Genomic DNA, 20,444 nt, shown 5'->3' with positions numbered 1-20,444 from the left:
TTTTGGTTGATGATCGTTTTATTAAAAAGCACTAGTAAAGAACTAATACGTTTTACTAAATCAATGATAAAGAATAAATCCTAAATATCAAATATTATATGAAACTAAATGAAAATCTGCTTATTTACTCCGCTAATGGCCTTTTAGACCGAAAATTATGAGTTTTGCAGTTCTTTCTGAGGCACCAGCGGTTCCCATTTTACCAGATAATTCTGCGTAATCTGCCAACATCTTGGTTCTAACCTCTGTATAAAGTAAGTCTTTTAGATGATTAGTGATCTGTTCAGTATTACAGTCTTCCTGAATGAGTTCGGTCACTACTTTTCGGTCCATAATCAGGTTTACCAGGGAGATAAAGCGGATATTTACGAGCATACGGGCAATTGCAACGGAGATTTTACCCCCGCGGTAAACTACTACCTGAGGCACATGGAATAAAGCCGTTTCAAGAGTTGCGGTTCCAGAAGCTACAATCGCCGCTTTGGCCACGTGAAGCAACTGATAGGTTTGTCCGAAAACAAGGGTAACATTTGCCGTATTTATAAATTGTTGGTAATAAGCGGCGTCAAAACTAGGTGCAGCAGCCACAACAAACTGCTGATCGGGAAAAGCAGCAGTCACACTTAACATATCCGGCAGCAATCGCTCGATTTCCTGTTTTCTACTGCCAGGCAGCAAGGCCACAATTTCTTTATTCAGCTGATATGTAGTCCTGAATTTAGGATCTGGGACAAATAATGCAATTTCATCCAGCAAGGGATTCCCTACATAATTGACCTCCATCCCCCATTTCTTATAGAAATCAACCTCAAATGGTAAAATACAAAAAAGCTGATCTACAATTTTCTTGATCTTTAATACCCTTTTCTGGTTCCAAGCCCATACTTTAGGAGAGATATAATAGGCTACTTTGATTCCATTCGCCTTGGCAAATTCCGCAATTTTAAGATTAAAACCAGGAAAATCAATTAAAATCAATACGTCAGGTTGGTAAGCCAACACATCAGCTTTGCAGGCTTTCATATTCCTGAAGATCGTTCTCAAGTTCATTACGACCTCCGTAAAGCCCATGAAAGCCATTTCTGAGTAATGCTTTTTCAACTCCCCTCCTTCTGCTTTCATTTTATCACCCCCATAATAGCGAAACTCCGCAGCCGCATCTTCCACTTTTAGTGCTTTCATTAAGTTGGCACCGTGCAAATCTCCGGAGGCTTCTCCAGCTACTAAATAGTATCTCATTATTGGTTGATTTTATAAAAAAAGAAAAGGAAAGCCCAAAGGAATGTGGCACTGATAATGCCTCTACCGGTATTTTCCTTGTTAAGTTTAAAAAAGTACTGGAGTAATAAAGCGTTAACGGCGATAGAAGCGATCAGTAATAAATCAGCCTTGGCCAAAAAAGCATAACGGTGCATCAGGTACCAGGAAATGCTGCCAAGGATACCGGGAGCCAGTATGCCGACTCCCAGTCCTATAAATACCGAATCTTTAACTCTTCTAAACATCAAATGTCCAGGTGTTCAATACAGGGATGGCATGGTGTGCCGTTAAATCAAATTGTACTGGGACTACAGATACGAAACCATGTTCCAATGCCCATACATCTGTATCTTCTCCTTTATCGTTATTTTGGAAAACTCCAGTCAGCCAATAATAAGGACGCTGGTAAGGATCTTTACGCTCGTCGAAATCTTCCGCCCATTTGGCGTTGGCCTGACGACATATTTTTATACCTTTTAATTCTGCTCCTTTTGGGAAGTTTACATTGAGTAAGGTAGCTTGCGGCAAACCATTTTTCAATACTTCTTCAGAGATTACTTTGATAAATTTCTTACAGTGACTAAAGTCGGCACCTTCCGAGAAATCATCGAGTGAAAACCCAATCGATGGAATGCCTTCAATTGCTCCTTCTACCGCAGCAGACATCGTTCCTGAATAGATGACATTGATGGAGTTGTTCAGTCCATGGTTAATTCCAGACACACATAAATCCGGTTTCTGACCTTTAAAGATCTTATTTACCGCCAGCTTTACACAGTCTACAGGAGTTCCTGAGCATTTGTACATTTCTACGCCTTCGTAAAGATCAACGCGATCAAAACGCAGTGGTTTTCCGATAGTGATGGCATGACCCATTCCAGATTGCGGACCGTCTGGTGCAACCACCACTACATTGCCCAGCTCACTCATCACTTCAATCAGGTTTTTAATTCCTGGAGCGGTGATTCCATCATCATTTACCACTAAAATATTAGGTTTAGAATTTTGCTTCTTCATACACACAAAAATACGAGAATTACATAGAATGTTAAGGACATAATCTACTTTCCCAGTATATTTGAGTTATAACTTATTAAACATGAAGAAAAAATTACTGCTACTCGCCTGTTTTCTAATTGCAGGGTCGAGTATAATGGCTCAATCCGGTTTTCAATGGAAAACGGCGAGCTCGGGTGGATATACCTATAAATATGTCACCAATGACCCGACAAAATCACGTTTTTATACCTTGAAGAACGGCTTAACAGTAATTTTATCACAAAATACAAAAGAGCCAACCATTGAATTCCGCATGGGGGTAAGAGCGGGAAGTAATACAGACCCGCGTACTGCCACTGGATTAGCGCATTACCTGGAGCACTTGCTGTTCAAAGGAACAGATAAATTCGGAACCCTAGACTTTGCAAAAGAAAAGCCATTATTGGATAAAATCGATGGGCTGTATGAGCTATACAATAAAACCACCGATCCAGCAAAACGAAAAGAAATCTACGCACAAATTGATAAAACTTCTGGTGAAGCTTCTAATTATTCTATTGCCAACGAGTACGATAAAATGATGAAAGCAATCGGTGGACAGTCGACCAATGCACACACCTGGTACGAGGAAACGGTTTACAATGAAGATTTCCCTGCAAATGCGACGGATAAGTTCCTTGCTTTGCAAGCAGAGCGCTTCCGCAATCCAATTTTCCGTATTTTCCATACGGAGTTAGAAGCAGTTTATGAGGAGAAGAACAGAGGCTTGGATGATGATTCCTGGAAAATTAATGAGAAGACTGCAGCGTTGTTATTCCCTACTCATAATTACGGTCAGCAGACGACCATTGGTACCGTAGAGCACTTAAAAAACCCTTCTTTGGTAGAAATCAGAAAGTATTACAACAAATACTATGTACCTAACAACATGGCGATTGCTATGGCCGGAGATTTCAATCCGGATGAAATGATCAAAAAGGTAGATCAGTCTTTCTCTTTTATGCAAGCCAAACCGGTTGAACTATATCAGCCCGCTCCAGAAAAACCATTGACGAAAATCCAGAAACTGGACATTTATGGCCCTAGCGCAGAAAGTGTGAGACTGTCTTACAGAGGTTTTGCAGAAAACACACAGCAAAGCTTATTGTTAGACCTGATTTCTAGTATCCTTTCTAATGGCAAAGCTGGTTTACTGGACATTAACCTGAATAAACAGCAAAAAGTACTGCGTGCATCTGCAGGTTATCAGCAGATGAAGGATTACGGAATCTTCTTCCTTACCGCACAGCCTAAACAAGGACAGACTTTAGAGCAGGCACAGCAATTGTTATTGGACCAGCTGAATATTCTTAAAAAAGGAGATTTCGATGAAAGCCTGATTAAGGCGACGGTTGCCAATCAGAAACTGAGTTTACTACAGTCTTTTGATGAGAATGCTTTCCGCGTGGAAGCCGTAACCAATGAGTTTATCTTGAACCGAGCCACCAAATGGGACAAGTCTTTAAATGGACAGGATGCCATGGCAAAAATTACTAAAAAACAAGTGATTGAATTTGCCAACCAGTTTTTCAAAGACAATTATGTGGTGACTTACAAACATAAAGGAGAAGATAAAAGCATCGCCAAAGTAGAGAAACCAACCATCACTCCGGTACAAACCAATGCGACGGAAACCTCTCCATTTGCTAAGAACTTATTATCACGACCATCTGCTCCAATTGCACCTAAATTTCTGGACTTCCAGAAAGACCTAAATTTCGGTAAAGCAGGAATTGCTGAAGTCATCACTGTAGAGAATAAAGAAAACAGCATTTTCCGACTGTCGTATCGCTTTGATATGGGTGCTTACAATAATAAACTCATGCCTTATGCGGCTCAATATCTTGCTTTCTTAGCTACAGATAAATACAGCGCAGAAGAAATCAGTAAAGAATTCTATAACATCGCTTGTAATTACACTTTTAATGTGAGCAATGAAGTCGCTACGATTAACATCAGTGGCCTACAGGAAAACTTTGATAAGGCCGTAACTTTGGTAGAGCATATCCTAACCAATTGTAAAGCTAATGAACAAGCTTTAACGGAACTGAAAAGCAGGATTCTTAAATCAAGAGAAAACAATAAATTAAATAAAGCAGCAATTCTAAGCGGTTTGATGAGCTATGCACAATTCGGTTCAACTAATCCTACTAATTTTACTTTAACCAATCAAGAGGTCAATAATATCACCTCTGCTGAGCTATTGGCCATCTTGCAGAACCTGAGAAACTATCAGCATACGATCACTTATTATGGTCCGGAAAATGAGTCTACTTTCAGTGCAAAAATCGGCAAGCTTCATAAATTACCTGCAGCATTCGTTGCTACACCTGCTGCAAAGAAATTCGTTTACACGGATAACGCAAAAAGTCAGGTATATTTTGCAGACTATGATATGGTACAGTCTGAGCTGCGCTGGGTAAGAAATGCGGGTAAATACGAAGCAGGTCTTGCGGGAAAAGTAACACTTTTCAATAGCTATTTTGGTGGCGGTATGGGTTCTATTGTATTCCAGACCATCAGAGAATCTAAAGCATTGGCCTATTCAACTTTTGCTGTTTTCGCGGCTCCTGATCGTGACGACAAACAATATGCGATGGTTGCTTATGTGGGCAGTCAGGCGGATAAAATGAATGATGCAGTAAAAGGAATGAATGAGTTATTAAATGATCTTCCAGAATCGGAAAAATCATTTGAGGCTTCAAAATACAATGCTATGAATTCCATTGAAACCAGCAGAATAACTAAGGATGCCATTATAGCGGCCTATTTTGCCAATAAAAAACTAGGGATCAACCATGATGGAAGAATTGATGAGTACAATGAATTGAAACCGCTCACCTTTACAGACATCAAAGCTTTCCATGCAGCGCGCGTGGCTGGTAAACCATACAATTACTGTATTGTGGCTTCCGATAAGAAAGTAAAATTGGAAGATATGGAGAAATTCGGAACCTTCAACAAACTGAGCTTAGCGCAAATATTTGGTTATTAACCACAATAAACTGCTTAAGGTACAGTTAACTGAAAAAAAAACCTGATCACAATCGTGATCAGGTTTTTTTAGGAACTGAGGTTGCACCTCAAATAATGGAATGAGCGATTAAATTTAAGCCAGGCCTTCAATCCCTAGTTTTTCTGCCAGTTCATTCAGGTCATTTACGACCACATCGATAATTGGTATTCCCTGAACCCTACGTTCCTGTTCAAAAGCGTATTCCGGTTCTCCGGGAATCACTACCTTTTGACCTTCTTTTATCGTCTTTGCAGATTGAAAACGTTCAATCCAATTGTCTAAATGGTCTTTGAAATCTGCTGCCGGACGGAATCCATCAATGCGCATTGCACCAAAGAAATGTCCGATCCCTTGTCCAACTGGATTGGCCGATGGTTCTAGGAAGGCTACAAAAGGAGGCACCCAGGGACCATAATTCGCCCCTGACAGCACAGCTGATAAAATATCTACTGTTGCACTGAGTCCATATCCTTTATGACTGCCATGGTCTTTATCGCTGCCTAAAGGTAAAAGAGAACCACCATCTTTTAATTGATGTGGATTTGTAGAGGTATTTCCATCTTTATCCTGTACCCAGCCTTCAGGAATAGGCAAATTTGCTCTTTGAGCGATTTCCAATTTCCCATTCGCTGCCGCAGCAGTAGCCATATCCACCACTACAGGAGGATATTTTCCAGCAGGAAAAGCATAACACATCGGGTTAGTACCCAATAACCTTTCATTGGCATAAGTGGGTGCCACGAGCGGACTCGCGTTCGTCATACTTACCCCGATCATATCTTGTTCTACCGCCATTAAGGCATGGTATCCGGCAATCCCAAAATGATTAGAATTTTTAACCGAAACCCATCCACTACCATAAACTTTTGCTTTCTCTATCGCTACTTTCATGGCAAAAGGAGCAACTACCAGCCCTAGTCCTGCATCTCCATCTACTGTGGCAGTGGTTGGTGTTTCATGAACCACACGTACATTAGGTGTAGCATTGATGCGTTCTTTTTCCCATAACCTGACATAGCCGCTTAACCTGGCTACCCCATGAGAATCTATTCCACGCAAATCCGATTTTAGCAATACATCTGCTGCCAGTTGTGCATCTGCTGCCGGACATCCCATTTTCAGGAATACCCTTTCCGTAAATTGACGTAAATTTTGTTCTGTAAAAGTGTGAAAAATCATTATTTATGAAGCAAATAGAACCGTAAACTGATGGTCCAATGGTTTGAAATTCAAAATCAGGGAAGCGATAAAGTCCTCGCCATAGGCTACATACAAAGGTGCGATATTCAGCACCCGCTCCTGCAGCACCCCTGTTGGGAAAAGTTTCCCTTTTAAATTGTCAATTTGTGATAAGGAAGTATCATGCTTTCGCTTTTCAGCCCTGAGCATTTTCTTCTCCAAATTGACAATCAATTTTAAAGCTTTCGTTTTAGCAGCATCTGCCGATTGAGAAAGCGTTTTATCTATTTTATAAGCATTGAGCTTGATCTGATCAAAAATAGCACTCAATGTACGTTGTTCATCCCCTAATGTCAGCTGTAAATTAACATGGGCTTTGATCCAATCGTTTTTAAGTGCTTCGTTAGTTTTGAATAAATCTTTATGACTGATACCAAGAATCTGCATTTTTAATTCAGAACGTTTATCGATCACTAATGCAGAGTTTCTAAGCAACAACACTGGAAAATCCACCTGATAATAATCGAAATTTGATTTTAGCTGTAACCAGTAGGTCAGCTCTGCACCTCCGCCAATATAAGCCAGATTTGGCAGAATCACTTCCTGATATACCGGGCGCATCACTACATTCGGACTAAAGCGTTCAGGAAAGTCATTGATTTCTTTTTTTAATTCATCAAGGCTGAACTGGATGTCAGTATTCATGACTTTAAACACTTCCTCTTCTTCTACAATACGTTCCCTTAACTGGTCTGTCATGTAAAAGAAGTTAATTTCTCTAGGGTTTACCTGAGTTTTATAACCCTTGCTTTCTAAAGCGGCATTGCTTTCAGAAATATGTTTAAAGCTATGCTGACCAATAATATCGGCTTCGATAATAAGCGCGAATTGCTTTTTAAGCGCAGGTTCATCCGCATCTACGCAAACCAATCCATACTTTCCAAATAAGCCATTGACCAGTTCTCTGGTGGCATCAGAAAGTTTTTCATGTGTTCCATATGCCTTTTCTACCAATTCAGCCAATTGCAAGCCATTCTCGGTAATGCCGAGGTAACCTTTATAAGCCAATAAGGTTTCTGTGATGTCTTTGGTACTTAATCTTCCCGTTGCTCCGGCTGCATTTTTATTCCAGCTGAGCTTCCTATCCTCGATTTTCACATGGTTGATCTCTTCAAAATCATGGTCTTCGGTAGCCATCCAATAAACGGGTACGAAGTTTTCATTCGGAAACTTCTCCTTTAACTCTTTTGCAAGGTTAATGGCCGTTACGATCTTATAAATGAAATAAAGAGGACCGGTAAAGATATTAAGCTGATGACCGGTGGTAATGGTATAAGTCCGGTCATCAGCTAGAAGTTGTATATTTTCTTCCACTAAAGCGGGTGCTTCAATGGTGGTATATTGCTTTTTCAGAACCTCAGTCAATACAGACCTATTTCCTTTAAAATCGCGATTAGCGATGGCTTTAGCAAAGCCTTCGAAATCTGGCGTGTACTTATAAAAAGCACTTAACTGGTCCTTTCCGTCGATGTAATCCAGTACAGCGGTGGAGAAGGCATTGGTTTCCTGGTAAGAGATGTATTTGGCCTGCATTGCTACGAATTTAAGTTAATAAACCAGAAGTCAATACATCACAAATTTATTTTACAATTTGTCCATATAGATCGAAATCCTCAGCTCTGTCAATCTTCACATTTACGAAGCTTCCATTAGCAGCATAACCTGTTTTAGCATCAATTAAAACCTCATTATCAACCTCAGGAGAGTCAAATTCAGTTCTTCCAATAAAGAAATCACCTTCTTTTCTATCTACCAATACTTTATAGGTATGACCGATTTTTTCCTGATTGATTTCATAAGAAATCCCTTGCTGTAATTCCATGATGGCATCTACACGCTCCTGTTTTACTTCTGCAGGTACATCATCAACCAGGTCATGGGCATGAGTTTTTTCTTCATGAGAATAAGTGAAACAACCTAATCTATCGAATCTGGTATCTTCCACCCAGCTTAGCATCTCTTCGAAATCTGCTTCTGTTTCGCCTGGATAACCACAAATTAAAGTAGTACGCATAGCGATATTAGGCACTTTATCTCTGATTTGGTTCACAATATCAATGGTTTTTTGTTTCGTAATACCACGACGCATAGATTTCAGCATGTTATCTGTGATGTGCTGTAAAGGCATATCCAGGTATTTACAGATGTTATCACGTTCGTTCATTGCATCTAAAATCTCCATTGGGAAACCTGAAGGATAAGCATATTGCAGCCTGATCCATTCGATTCCATTGACATCAGAAAGACGTCTTAACAATTCATCCAGATTACGTTTTCCGTAAATGTCTAAACCGTAATAAGTCAGATCCTGTGCAATCAGAATTAATTCTTTTGTCCCATTAGCTGCTAAAATTTTTGCTTCATTTACCAGTTCATTCATATCTCTGGAAACGTGTTTTCCACGCATCAAAGGAATGGCACAGAAAGAGCATGGGCGGTTACAGCCTTCTGCAATTTTAAAATAAGCGAAATGAGAAGGAGTGGTCAATAACCTTTCTCCAATCAGTTCATGCTTATAATTTGCACCTAATGAATGTAAGATATTGTTTAGATCGTTGGTACCAAAGAAAGCATCTACATTGGTGATTTCTGATTCCAGCTCTGGTTTGTACCTTTCAGATAGACATCCGGTTACAATCACCTTGGAAATCTTACCAGCCTCTTTCAGCTCACTATATTGTAAAATCGTATCAATAGATTCTTGCTTGGCATTATCGATAAAACCGCAGGTATTGATGACTACAATATCATCTTTCCCCATTTTATCGGATTCATGGACCACATCCATGCTATTGCCACGAAGCTGCCCCATCAAAACTTCTGAATCGTAAAGGTTTTTAGAACAACCCAAAGTAATTACATTGATTTTAGGTTTTTTAACGGGAATGATTTTAGATGTGGTTTTTGTATTCATGATTTTTTATTTGGAGTAGAATTCTTCTGCTGAACTAAAAACTAGTTAAACAAGCTGTCTACAAATGCTTTTTTGTCAAATAATTGCAGGTCATTTACGCTTTCGCCAACGCCTATATATTTTACTGGGATTTTAAACTGATCAGAAATCCCAATCACGACACCACCTTTAGCGGTACCATCCAGTTTGGTAATGGCCAATGCATTTACGTCGGTCGCCTCAGTAAACTGTTTGCATTGTTCAAAGGCATTTTGTCCTGTTGAACCATCCAATACCAATAATATTTCATGCGGTGCATTAGGAATTACCTTTTCCATCACATGTTTGATTTTGCCCAATTCATTCATCAGGCCGATTTTATTGTGTAAACGTCCGGCAGTATCAATGATCACTACATCTTCGCCATTGGCAACTGCCGACTGCAAAGTATCGTAAGCTACAGAGGCAGGATCGGAACCCATTGCCTGTGCCACTACTCTTACGCCAACACGTTCTCCCCAAAGTTTGATCTGTTCTACTGCGGCTGCTCTGAAGGTATCGGCTGCACCTAAAACTACACTTAGCCCTTCAGCTTTCAGTTTATGGGCGAGTTTGCCAATAGTCGTAGTTTTACCTACCCCATTTACACCAACTACCATGATCACATAAGGCTTATGCTGTCCATATTCAAACTTACGGAAGTCATTGCTGTTGTTTTCAGAAAGCATCAATTGTATCTCATCGCGTAGCAAACGGTGCAGTTCTGAGGTGGATAAATACTTGTCTTTAGCTACACGAGCTTGAATACGGTCAATAATTTTTAGGGTGGTGGTTACACCAACATCGGAAGTCACTAAAACTTCCTCAAGACTATCGAGCACATCATCATCTACTGTCGACTTCCCCGCAACGGCCTTCGTGATTTTACTCAAAAAGCCCTCTTTAGTTTTCTCTAAACCCTTGTCTAGAGCTTCCTGCGCTTCGGGAGCAGTTTCCTTTTTCTTGAAAAAATCGAATAAACCCATACAATGTCTAATTAAACAAAAAAAGCCCTCCCATTTAAAAGGGACGGCTTTAATATAATTAAATATTAAAATTATTTTTTGGATGCAATAGCATCTTGAACGTGATCGTTGTGAACAATAACTTCTTTGAAAGAATATGCACCTGTTCTAGGTGATTTAGTCATCGTAATAACTTTCGAATATTCTTTACCTTTTCCCGTTTTAAGGGTTGCAACTACCTTTTTTGCCATGATCTAAATAGATTGTATTTAGTTAAATACTAAATGTATTACTTAATTTCTTTATGTACAGTTACCTTTTTCAAAACTGGATTGAATTTTTTCAATTCTAATCTCTCAGTAGTGTTTTTACGGTTTTTAGTAGAGATATATCTAGACATACCAGGCATGCCACTAGTTTTATGCTCCGTACACTCTAGAATAACTTGTACTCTGTTACCTTTTTTTGCCATTTTATTAATCTTAAGGTCGATTCACATCAACCAATGTTATTTACAAATATCCTTTTTTCATGAAGCGATTGATCGCCTCAGTAATACCAATTTTATTAATGGTTTTGATAGCTGAAGTAGAAACTTTCAGGGTTATCCAACGATCCTCATCAGGAATATAAAATTTCTGAAGTTGTAAGTTGGGATAAAACTTACGCTTAGTTTTAACGTTTGAGTGAGAAACATTAAAACCTGTCATTGCCATTTTTCCGGTTAAATCACAAACTCTAGACATGCCTTTAAATATAGTGTTAATTATGTTTTCTTAATTTTTTTAAGAGTGTGCAAATATCAATAAAATATTTGTAATCATCAAGTAGGTATCTAAAATATTTTGAATTTATTTACAGCGTGTTACGGACTGCTGCCCAGATCCCTACCCTGGATGCTCTCGGGGTGCAATATACAACATTTCTACGGATTACGAAGCGACAGATTCTTCTAAATCACCCAATAGGTTTTCAAATTGTAAGACATATCTCCGCAAATCGTTCATATAATGGATCAGTTCAGGCTTTTCCTCAGTTCCCAATTGCTGTAACCAAACTGTTTTATATTCTTCTAAATGGTATAATGTTGGTGTTACACCATAAGCCGGTTGAAAAGTATGAAGTTCAGGATGCAGTACTTCATGTAAAATCAATTCATTTAACCCTGGAAGCGCGATGGCTTTCATCATCGATACAATCCTCAGCGGAATCCGTACTTCATAGATTTCTTTCAAGGCTGCTCTCATTTCCTGATGCGCAGACTTATGCGGATCGAGATTCCATTTTAAGGATTCCGTCTGGTAATGTTGGTTCGCCAGTTCCGCCCTTCTTAACGTCCCTGAAATCTGATCGTACAACTGTTTGCTCATATCTGACAGGTTAGATAAGGAATAGACAATTGAAATCGCCTTTAGTTTAAAAATAGTGGAACAAATTTCATATCCTATAATGTAACTATTATATATACCTATTTTTTCAAAAATAGGTAGTTCATGGGAAAGTCACCGCCGACCAGCAATCAACCCCCGCCATACCGACAGTAAATCAATAGCTTAACTCACAATTCCAGCAATTAAATGCCTACATTTAATGAATTACGCAAAGCTTTGCGTTCAGACTTAAAATTTCCCATTACATCTTCAATAAATTACAATAAAAGCATCAATATTCCGCCTTTCTTACAAAAATCACATAAAAAACAAGTCTAAAACATCATATTAAAATTTTGACAAGAACCGAATAAAGTTATATTTGAGTTTTAGTTGTTGACATAAACCAAATCATGCAAATTAATTCGATTGAAGAGTATCAAGAAACTTATAAGTTGAGCGTGGACCAACCTGAACAATTCTGGGCAGGGATCGCTGATAATTTCTTGTGGAGAAAGAAATGGGATAAAGTACTATCCTGGAACTTCTCAGAACCAAACATCAAATGGTTCGAGGGCGCTAAATTAAACATCACAGAAAACTGTCTAGACCGTCATCTGGCAGAAAATGGGGATAAACCAGCCATTATCTGGGAGCCTAACGACCCAACAAAAGACAGCATTACCTTAAGTTATAAAATACTGCATGAGCAAGTTTGCCGCTTCGCAAACGTGCTGAAGAAGAATGGTGTTAAAAAAGGCGACCGTGTCTGTATTTACATGCCAATGGTGCCGGAACTTGCCGTTGCCGTATTGGCCTGTGCCCGTATTGGTGCAGTACACTCCGTAGTTTTTGGTGGATTTTCTGCCAAATCTATTGCCGACAGGATCAATGACGCGGAATGTAAGGTCGTGATCACTGCTGATGGTGCATTCAGAGGAAACAAGCAGATTCAATTGAAAGAAGTAATTGATGATGCCCTGATCGGATGTCCAACCGTAGAACGTGTGATCGTTTTAACCCATACCAGAACACCAGTATCCATGCTGAAAGGCCGCGACATCTGGTGGGAAGATGAAATTAAGCTAGTAGACACCAACTGTCCGGCAGAAGAAATGGATGCCGAAGATCTGTTGTTCATCTTATATACTTCCGGCTCTACCGGTAAACCAAAAGGTGTAGTACATACCATTGGCGGTTATATGGTCTATGCGGGATATACTTTCTCTAACGTATTTAATTACCAGAAAGACGAAGTATTTTTCTGTACTGCTGACATTGGCTGGATCACCGGTCACTCTTACATCGTGTATGGCCCGCTTTCTCAAGGTGCAACCACGCTGATGTTTGAAGGTATCCCTACTTATCCAGATGCTTCCAGAATGTGGCAGGTGGTAGAAAAACATAAAGTAAATATCTTATATACTGCGCCAACGGCGATCCGTTCTTTGATGAGCTTCGGACTAGAGCCTTTAAACGGCATCGACATGAGTTCTCTTCGCGTATTGGGCTCCGTAGGAGAACCCATCAATGAGGAAGCATGGCATTGGTTTGATGAAAACATTGGAAAAAAAGAATGTCCGATTGTAGATACCTGGTGGCAAACAGAAACTGGTGGCATCATGATCTCTCCTATTGCGTTCGTAACCCCAACAAAACCTAGTTTCGCTACCTTACCATTACCGGGTATTCAACCGATCCTAGTGGATGAAAACGGAAAAGAAATTGAAGGAAATGGTGTGAATGGTAACCTTTGTATCAAATTTCCATGGCCAGGGATGCTCAGAACCACTTATGGTGATCATGAGCGCTGTAAACTGACTTATTTCTCTACTTATGAAAACCTTTACTTTACTGGTGATGGCTGCTTAAGAGATGAAGATGGTTATTATAGAATCACGGGCAGAGTAGATGACGTGATCAACGTATCCGGTCACCGTATTGGCACTGCGGAAGTTGAAAACGCCATCAATATGCACGCAGGTGTAGTGGAAAGTGCAGTAGTCGGCTTCCCGCATGAGGTAAAAGGACAAGGTATCTATGCTTTTGTTATTTTCCCTAATATCCACAATGATGCAGATCTTACCCGTAAAGACATCTTACAAACCGTAACCCGTGTAATTGGTGCCATTGCTAAACCCGATAAAATTCTTTTTGTAAGCGGATTACCTAAAACAAGATCAGGTAAAATCATGCGACGCATTTTAAGAAAAATCGCGGAAGGCGACATCAGCAATCTTGGAGACATCAGCACCTTGCTGGATCCAGCCGTTGTAGATGAGATCGTCGAAAAATCTCAGAAATAACCACCTCGGTCTTAAAAAATAACCTATTCAAAAGGCCAGCTTAGAAAAAAATCTAAGCTGGCCTTTTTTTAAGTTAAATATGCTACTGAGTGGAGGAAGCTCCAAAAGACAATTTATCTATTTCAGTCACGTTAAAATGCTGCTTATACCAATTGTTCAGCGCTTCAGTTTTGAACTTTTGCTGGCTGTTCACCCCTTTGATCAATTTTTTCGCTGAAGTACTGCCATCTATGCCTTCCCTGGCCTCGAAAAGCACATAATCCACTAAGATCTTATCTTGTGGTTTAGGTGCCTTAAAGGCCAGCATTTTCCCGTCTTTTCCTATAATAAATGGAACAACAGTAGATCCTTCTAAGTCCGACAGGAATTTTTCGGAAGCTCCGCTTTTAACCAGAAAACACTGATCTGTCCCCGGCTTTTTCTTTTCAAAATCCAGCCATGATTTTTCATTTGATCCAATAAATAAATCTACAAACACCACATCCGGATAAGGAGCGAAACGCGCTTTCAGGTCATTGTAATTTTTATCATGCGGGGGGCGACTGCTCGTATCTGCCCAGGTATACAAGTAAACGGTCTTCCCGGCATACAGGTCTGCGAAAGACTGCACTTTTCCCTTTTTATCTATCAGCTGGAAGGAAGATACGTTCATATCAATATGATCGTCGTAATGCTTGACTACCTTTTTAACGAGTCCTTTGATCATCATCGTACAGGACGTTTGGGTCATACATGTGGTAAATAAGAGTAAATAAATGAGTTTTTTCATCAGGTTGTGGTGTTTAGTGGTCAGGAAATTTCTATACAGAAGATGATCGAAAAGCCCAAAAGGTTACATAAAATCAAACAAATATTTTTTGCAGCTGTTCTTTAGGTATCTATTTATTGTTAATCATTAAAAAAAAGAGTTATGGATAAGTTGGAATTAAAAGGAAAATGGAACGAAGTTAAAGGAAAAGTAAAACAAGCTTACGCCGATTTAACCGACGACGATTTGAAGTACGAAGAAGGTAAAGAAGATGAAATGTATGGAAAATTACAGCAGAAAACAGGCAAGACCCGCGATGAACTGGTGACCTGGATAAAATCATTATAACGAATATCCGTGAACACAAAAAAACCCTGCAGATCTAAGATCTGCAGGGTTTTTCAGTATTAAGGTTGGCTTATTTTTTGGCCCACCATAATGGAGTCAACACTTCATCAGGTCCACCTAAAGCAGTTACTGCCTGTTGGTAACCAGGTTTGTTAGTCGTTTGCAAACTTGAAGGATATCTCAAGCGTTGAGGGAAGAACTTAACGTTACTTGTCATATAATTACCGCTGTTTAAAGCCGGTAAGTTAGGCAATACATTTTCGATCGCTGGATTTTCGAAGAAAGGTAATCCTAAACGTCTTTGATCATTCCAAGCTTCTAGTGGAAGCCAAGGTGTTTGCGCAATAAATTTCTGCGTAATGATTTTTGTTAAGCGGTCATTTTTAACTGCACCATTTTTATACAGGTTATTTACCGGGTACAAAACGTTAGCAACTCCTGCTTCATTTGTGTATCCATTAATGTAATTCATAGCATGGCTTGCAGGAGGTTCTGTGATGTGATCCCAATTTACTGATGTACCTACTCTATTGAAGTCCTCAGATGTCAAGTAATTACCAACTGAGTTGCTTACACCCCAATACTCAAAACTAGCTCGGATACCAGCCTCATATGCAGACTTTCCACCCATTGGTGTTGCCCATCCACGCTCAGCTGCTTCAGCCAATAGGAAATAGGTTTCCCATGGTGCAAAGAAAATACGTTTGCTGGTACTTGCTCTAAATTGGTTAGACAGACGCGGCATCGTACCTTCATAGGCTCTCACCTCATTTTTTGTTCCTTTTGCACCCCAGTCGCCAGTATTGGAAGCATTCCAGGTATTTTTAGCATCAATTGTTTTTACCACTGTATTTGTGGCACTCATTAGATTTCTGGTGGTCGTTTTAGCATCAGTAGTCCAGGAAGGATAGGAGTTAAAATTAGCATTAGAGAAATCGCCTGGAATGATAAACGTTTTATAAGCACGTGGATCAATTACATTTGGAAGACCATCAAACCAATATCCGGCAGATGGGTTATTAGTTTTAGAGGTAAAGTGATCATCAAATTTTAAGCCCAGGTAATCTGCAGGTTTAATCGCTGATAAATAACTTGCGCCAAGCTGAGTTTCTGTTTTAATCCCACCAAGGCCTAAATAAATATTATTTAAAGATGCAGAGATAAATTGTGGGTTCCATTCTCTACTCATTACGCCAGTAAGGTCATCCCATCCTGGTCTCTCTGCTACCTGGAAAGTCTCATCAGTTACTTTAATGAAATCACTTCCTGCTGCTGCCAGTTCAAATTCAGTTTTAGCTTTTTCAGCATCTACTTCAGATAACCTCATCGCTAAACGCATACGCATAGAGTTTGCATACTTTCTCCATTTTGCATAATCGTAGGCATATGCAGGATCCAGTTTTTTCAATGCATCCGTATTTGCAACAGCTACATCAAGCTTGGTACTCGCTTCTTTTAATTCAGTCAACAGGTAATAATAGATGGTTTTTACATCGGAGAATTCAGGGTTAGTCCCACTAAAGGCCTTAACAGGAATTGGTCCAAAATTATCTGTCATTTCACTCATTAAGTAAGCTCTCCAGATTCTTGCCACCTGTATCAGATTAGGGGTATAAGCTTTTGCTGTTCCTTTTGCAATTTGCTCCTCACCAATTTGGATTGCGGTGTTGGCACTATTTAACCATACAGCGACCTTATCATAATACGCGCTGGTCCAGCCATCATTATAAGAGCCTGAAGAAAGCCCACCATTACTATGCTGATGCCCTGCAGTTTTCCAGTAAAGGATAAATGAACGCTCTGCTATATCAGGGTTCATCTGGGCACCAATAATAGAGCCATTAATGAAATATTCAGTTTGTACCTGATCACCTGTCGCGGCGACAGGGCTTACATTGATTTGTTCGAATTTTTTACATGATGCGAATAACAAGGTTGTTGTTAAAAGCATACATGAGGTTTTTATAATTGTTTTCATCAGAATCTTGATTTATAAAGGAAATGTCCTTTGTTAAAAAATTAGAAGCCCAGTGTTAAGTTAAATAAAAATGTCCGTGTCGTTGGTGCACTGAAATTTTCAAATCCAGTAGCATTGCTACCTGTTGCGTATACAGACTCCGGGTCAACACCATTCATATCACCTGAAATTAACCATACATTATTGCAGGAAACACCAATTTTTGCGCGTTGAAGAGGTGTTTTAGCTAAGAATTTAGCTGGAAAAGAATAATTTAACTGAACATTTCTTAAACGAATGTTAGTTGCATTATAAATATTTTCTTCCCCAATTCCAAGGTTTCCATAGCTATGAACTTTAGCCCAATATCTTTCAGGAGTTACTGCAGTGCTATTCTGAACATATTGACCACTACCATTTAAGATTACACCATTCACTACCATATTTTCTCTTAAACCATTAGGAGCTGTAACTGCTGAAGTTCCGTTTTCCTGCATTGCAGCATTAGTTCCAGAAAAAATTTGACCGCCGAAACGCGCGTCTACAAGGAATGACAATCCAAATCCTTTATAAGCAAAACTATTGGTAAAGCCCAGTAAAGCATTTGCCTGCTGATTACCTAATCTTGTTTTTTGCGCACCTCTTTGAGGCAAACCGTCTGCGTCAAGAATTAATTGACCATTAAAAGGGCTGGCCGCATCTTCTACTCTAAGGTATTTGCTGCCATAAATCTCTCCGAATTTTTGATTGGTCACTGCTAAAACAAATACATCATCATAACCACCTAGACCATATTCACTAATATCAGGAGTTAAAGCTTTAACGGTATTGTTATTTCTAGAGAAATTCAGCAACATATTCCAATTCAAACCATCTTGATTTGACATCACTCTGGCATCTACCATAGCCTCAAATCCAGTATTCTGAATATCACCAGCATTTACCCTTTTTTTCTGATAACCACTTAGTGGATCCAAGCCTATCTCCAATAATTGTCTGGTTGCATTTGATTTATAATAAGCAATATCGAAGCCAAATTTGCTATCGAAAAACCTCATCTCTGCACCTACTTCAAATGCTTTAATCAGCTCACTTCTAACATTAGGATCGTTTAAAACTTTATCTCTCGAAGCCACCGTATTTCCATTCGGATCCTTACTGATTACATAAGTATTATATAGCTGATAAGCACCTAAATCATTCCCTACTTCAGCATAAGAAGCTCTAAGTTTACCATAGCTCATCCAGGACGGCAATGTACCTCCTGCTTTAGTAATCATGTCAGAAAAAACGAATGAAGTACTCACCGATGGATAGAAATAAGAACGGTTGTTGTTGTTCAAAGTACTAGTCCAGTCATTTCTAAAGGTCACATCCAGGAATAAATACTGATCCCAATTAAGCTGTCCTGATCCATAGATCGAGTTGATTTTTTTTCTACTGAAATCTTCGTTTACAGTTGGATTGTTTACACCGTTGTTTAGCGAGAAAAAGTCTGGCACAACAAATTCACCTGAGCTTGCACTTATACCAGAACGTTTACTAGACATTAAGTTTCCACCCAAAGTCAGCACACCACCGAATTTGCTAAATAAATTATCTTGTTTAGCAGTGATTAAGGTACTGAAATTGGTTTCCTGGAAGGTGTTCTTACCTGTACTGTATCTTCCTGTAGACACGATCGGACTACCCCCATAAACCTTAGCCTCCGTGTTGGTCGTATACAAATCAGCACCACCTTTTACTTCCGCAGTTAACCAGTTATTGAATTGATATTTTAATGATCCGTTCATTAAGAAACGATCTCTAATATCCTGATTCAAGTTATATTGACGTGCCCAGTAAGGGTTAATCTGATTTCCTCCACCGTACCACAACATGGTGCCATCTGCTCTTTTCGCATCGCTAAAGTCGCGAATATCGATTGATCTTGGCAAGTTATAAATTGCAGCAAAAGCATTTTCACTTCTTGAACCCAATAAAGGCCTGTTTTCTGCGTTGGTATTGCTGTACTGAACTTTAGTATCTGTTGTCCAACGGTCGTCCTTTCCAAATTTACTCACAGCTCTTGCCGTTAAATTTGTTTTGGTCAATTTAACGCCAGGAATAATACTTTTATCATCTGCACGATTTAAGGACGTATATACAGACGTTCCTTTAAATTGCTGCTGGAATGAAATCCCGTTATTTAATGAAATCCCATTTTGAAAATAATTCCCGATGTTATCAAAGCTTTGAAGTGGTGCTTGTTCAGCATTCCATTTTGTAACCATTTGACCTTCGATTTTAGGTCCCCAGCTTCCATTTGAGATATTTTTAAAAATACTATTTTCACCTTGTCCGAATGAACTTTGCAAATCAGGGCCGGTCAATATACTTTCAATTCCTAAAGAGGAAGTTACTGTGATTCCCAGGCCAGTTTGCGCTTTTCCTGATTTTGTGGTAATTAAGATGACTCCGTTACCTGCTCTTGATCCATAAAGTGCCGAAGCTGAAGGTCCCTTAAGCACCGACATACTTTCGATGTCTTCCGGATTGATATCGGCTAAACCGTTACCCATATCCAAACCAGGATTAGAAAAATCGTTGTTTTTAGCACCTGTGAAATTTTCCATTGGCACACCGTCTACCACAATTAGAGGTTGGTTATCACCAGTCAGTGAGTTGTTACCCCTTAACGTAATTTTAGATGAACCAGCCGGACCACTACTAGAACGGGTAATTTGTAAACCAGCCACCTTACCTGACAATGCGTTTACAAGATTCGGTTCTCTAGCTTCTACCAAAGATTCTCCTTTAATTTCCTGCATGGCATATCCTAAAGATTTCTTTTCTCTTTTAATACCCAAAGCAGTAACGACTACCTCATTTAATTTGTTCTCATCGTCCTGAAGAACGACATTATGATTTGCCGAATTCCCGACATTTACCTCTTTTGAGCTTAAGCCAATAGAAGAGAACACTAATGTAGCACCTGGCTTAACAGTAATGCTGAACTTTCCATCTGCATTAGTTGAAGTTCCATTTTTAGAGCCCTTTTCTGTGACACTTACACCAGGGATGGGCGACCCTGATTTTTCCGTTACCGTTCCGGTAACCTTTTGTTGCGCATAAGCAGTTATTGTTATTACGCTTAATAACAAAACGGCCATACACTTTAAGTACATCTGTTTCATCTTGTAAAGATTTAATTGTTAAAATTTGGTTAATTATTGATACTCCTGTTGCATTTAAAAGCTTTTAGCTTATCCCTAGACTAAAAAAC

The 20,444-nt window shown here is 39.4% G+C and carries 17 protein-coding genes; 3 read left to right on the top strand and 14 right to left on the bottom strand.

Features of this window, described 5'->3' with window-relative positions:
- Nucleotides 1–132 precede the first annotated feature (132 nt).
- Genes lpxB through surE form a run of 3 tightly spaced genes read right to left on the bottom strand, consistent with a single transcriptional unit; the run spans nt 133 to nt 2,277 of the window.
- Nucleotides 133–1,239, bottom strand: a complete 1,107-nt coding sequence (gene lpxB, locus H9X96_RS18310) for a lipid-A-disaccharide synthase (protein WP_187667670.1) — start codon at nt 1,237–1,239, stop codon at nt 133–135.
- Nucleotides 1,239–1,505, bottom strand: coding sequence for a stationary phase survival protein SurE (locus tag H9X96_RS18305; RefSeq protein ID WP_187667669.1), 267 nt, complete (start codon nt 1,503–1,505; stop codon nt 1,239–1,241). Before H9X96_RS18305 ends, lpxB begins: the two co-directional genes overlap by 1 nt.
- Entirely contained in the window at nt 1,498–2,277 is a 780-nt protein-coding gene (gene surE / locus H9X96_RS18300) for a 5'/3'-nucleotidase SurE (RefSeq protein WP_187667668.1), read from the bottom strand. Before surE ends, H9X96_RS18305 begins: the two co-directional genes overlap by 8 nt.
- A gap of 82 nt (nt 2,278–2,359) precedes the next feature.
- Between surE and H9X96_RS18295 the strand changes: the two genes are divergently transcribed.
- Nucleotides 2,360–5,293, top strand: coding sequence for a pitrilysin family protein (locus H9X96_RS18295; protein WP_187667667.1), 2,934 nt, complete (start codon nt 2,360–2,362; stop codon nt 5,291–5,293).
- Nucleotides 5,294–5,407: 114 nt separating this feature from the next.
- On the opposite strand, the gene H9X96_RS18290 is transcribed toward H9X96_RS18295, so the two are convergent.
- The 8 genes from H9X96_RS18290 to H9X96_RS18255 form a co-directional block, all read right to left on the bottom strand.
- A complete protein-coding gene (locus tag H9X96_RS18290; RefSeq protein WP_187667666.1) occupies nt 5,408–6,493 on the bottom strand; it encodes an Ldh family oxidoreductase in 1,086 nt (361 codons plus the stop codon).
- 3 nt (nt 6,494–6,496) lie between these two features.
- Nucleotides 6,497–8,086 carry a bacillithiol biosynthesis cysteine-adding enzyme BshC gene (bshC, locus tag H9X96_RS18285; RefSeq protein ID WP_187667665.1) on the bottom strand — a complete coding sequence of 530 codons (1,590 nt, stop codon included), beginning with the start codon at nt 8,084–8,086 and terminating at the stop codon, nt 6,497–6,499.
- A 46-nt stretch (nt 8,087–8,132) separates the two neighbouring features.
- Entirely contained in the window at nt 8,133–9,467 is a 1,335-nt protein-coding gene (gene rimO / locus H9X96_RS18280; RefSeq protein WP_187667664.1) for a 30S ribosomal protein S12 methylthiotransferase RimO, read from the bottom strand.
- A 41-nt stretch (nt 9,468–9,508) separates the two neighbouring features.
- A complete protein-coding gene (gene ftsY / locus H9X96_RS18275; RefSeq protein WP_187667663.1) occupies nt 9,509–10,471 on the bottom strand; it encodes a signal recognition particle-docking protein FtsY in 963 nt (320 codons plus the stop codon).
- A gap of 71 nt (nt 10,472–10,542) precedes the next feature.
- Nucleotides 10,543–10,701: a DUF4295 domain-containing protein gene (locus H9X96_RS18270; protein WP_082461406.1), complete on the bottom strand. Its 159-nt coding sequence runs from the start codon at nt 10,699–10,701 to the stop codon at nt 10,543–10,545.
- A 38-nt stretch (nt 10,702–10,739) separates the two neighbouring features.
- Complete coding sequence (gene rpmG / locus H9X96_RS18265) at nt 10,740–10,922, bottom strand: 50S ribosomal protein L33 (protein WP_008242799.1); 183 nt, start codon at nt 10,920–10,922, stop codon at nt 10,740–10,742.
- 40 nt (nt 10,923–10,962) lie between these two features.
- On the bottom strand, nt 10,963–11,196 hold the full coding sequence (rpmB, locus tag H9X96_RS18260; RefSeq protein WP_039866682.1) for a 50S ribosomal protein L28: 234 nt from the start codon (nt 11,194–11,196) through the stop codon (nt 10,963–10,965).
- 186 nt (nt 11,197–11,382) lie between these two features.
- Entirely contained in the window at nt 11,383–11,820 is a 438-nt protein-coding gene (locus H9X96_RS18255; protein ID WP_187667662.1) for a hypothetical protein, read from the bottom strand.
- A 413-nt stretch (nt 11,821–12,233) separates the two neighbouring features.
- Here H9X96_RS18255 and acs point away from each other — a divergent pair, with 413 nt between their 5' ends.
- Complete coding sequence (gene acs, locus H9X96_RS18250; RefSeq protein WP_187667661.1) at nt 12,234–14,126, top strand: acetate--CoA ligase; 1,893 nt, start codon at nt 12,234–12,236, stop codon at nt 14,124–14,126.
- Nucleotides 14,127–14,208: 82 nt separating this feature from the next.
- On the opposite strand, the gene H9X96_RS18245 is transcribed toward acs, so the two are convergent.
- On the bottom strand, nt 14,209–14,895 hold the full coding sequence (locus H9X96_RS18245) for a hypothetical protein (RefSeq protein ID WP_187667660.1): 687 nt from the start codon (nt 14,893–14,895) through the stop codon (nt 14,209–14,211).
- Nucleotides 14,896–15,036: 141 nt separating this feature from the next.
- On the opposite strand from H9X96_RS18245, the gene H9X96_RS18240 reads away from it, so the two are divergent.
- On the top strand, nt 15,037–15,222 hold the full coding sequence (locus H9X96_RS18240; protein WP_062546955.1) for a CsbD family protein: 186 nt from the start codon (nt 15,037–15,039) through the stop codon (nt 15,220–15,222).
- A gap of 70 nt (nt 15,223–15,292) precedes the next feature.
- Here H9X96_RS18240 and H9X96_RS18235 read toward each other — a convergent pair whose 3' ends face one another.
- Nucleotides 15,293–17,173 carry a SusD/RagB family nutrient-binding outer membrane lipoprotein gene (locus H9X96_RS18235; protein ID WP_255431169.1) on the bottom strand — a complete coding sequence of 627 codons (1,881 nt, stop codon included), beginning with the start codon at nt 17,171–17,173 and terminating at the stop codon, nt 15,293–15,295.
- 68 nt (nt 17,174–17,241) lie between these two features.
- The gene (locus H9X96_RS18230; protein ID WP_187667658.1) at nt 17,242–20,355 is read right to left on the bottom strand and encodes a SusC/RagA family TonB-linked outer membrane protein; all 3,114 of its coding nucleotides are present in this window, start codon (nt 20,353–20,355) and stop codon (nt 17,242–17,244) included.
- Between the last annotated feature and the right edge of the window lie 89 nt (nt 20,356–20,444).

Origin of the sequence: Pedobacter sp. N36a (assembly GCF_014472395.1) — a bacterium.
In the GTDB taxonomy this organism is placed as follows: Bacteria; Bacteroidota; Bacteroidia; order Sphingobacteriales; family Sphingobacteriaceae; genus Pedobacter.
This window is presented reverse-complemented; position numbering and strand designations above follow the sequence as displayed.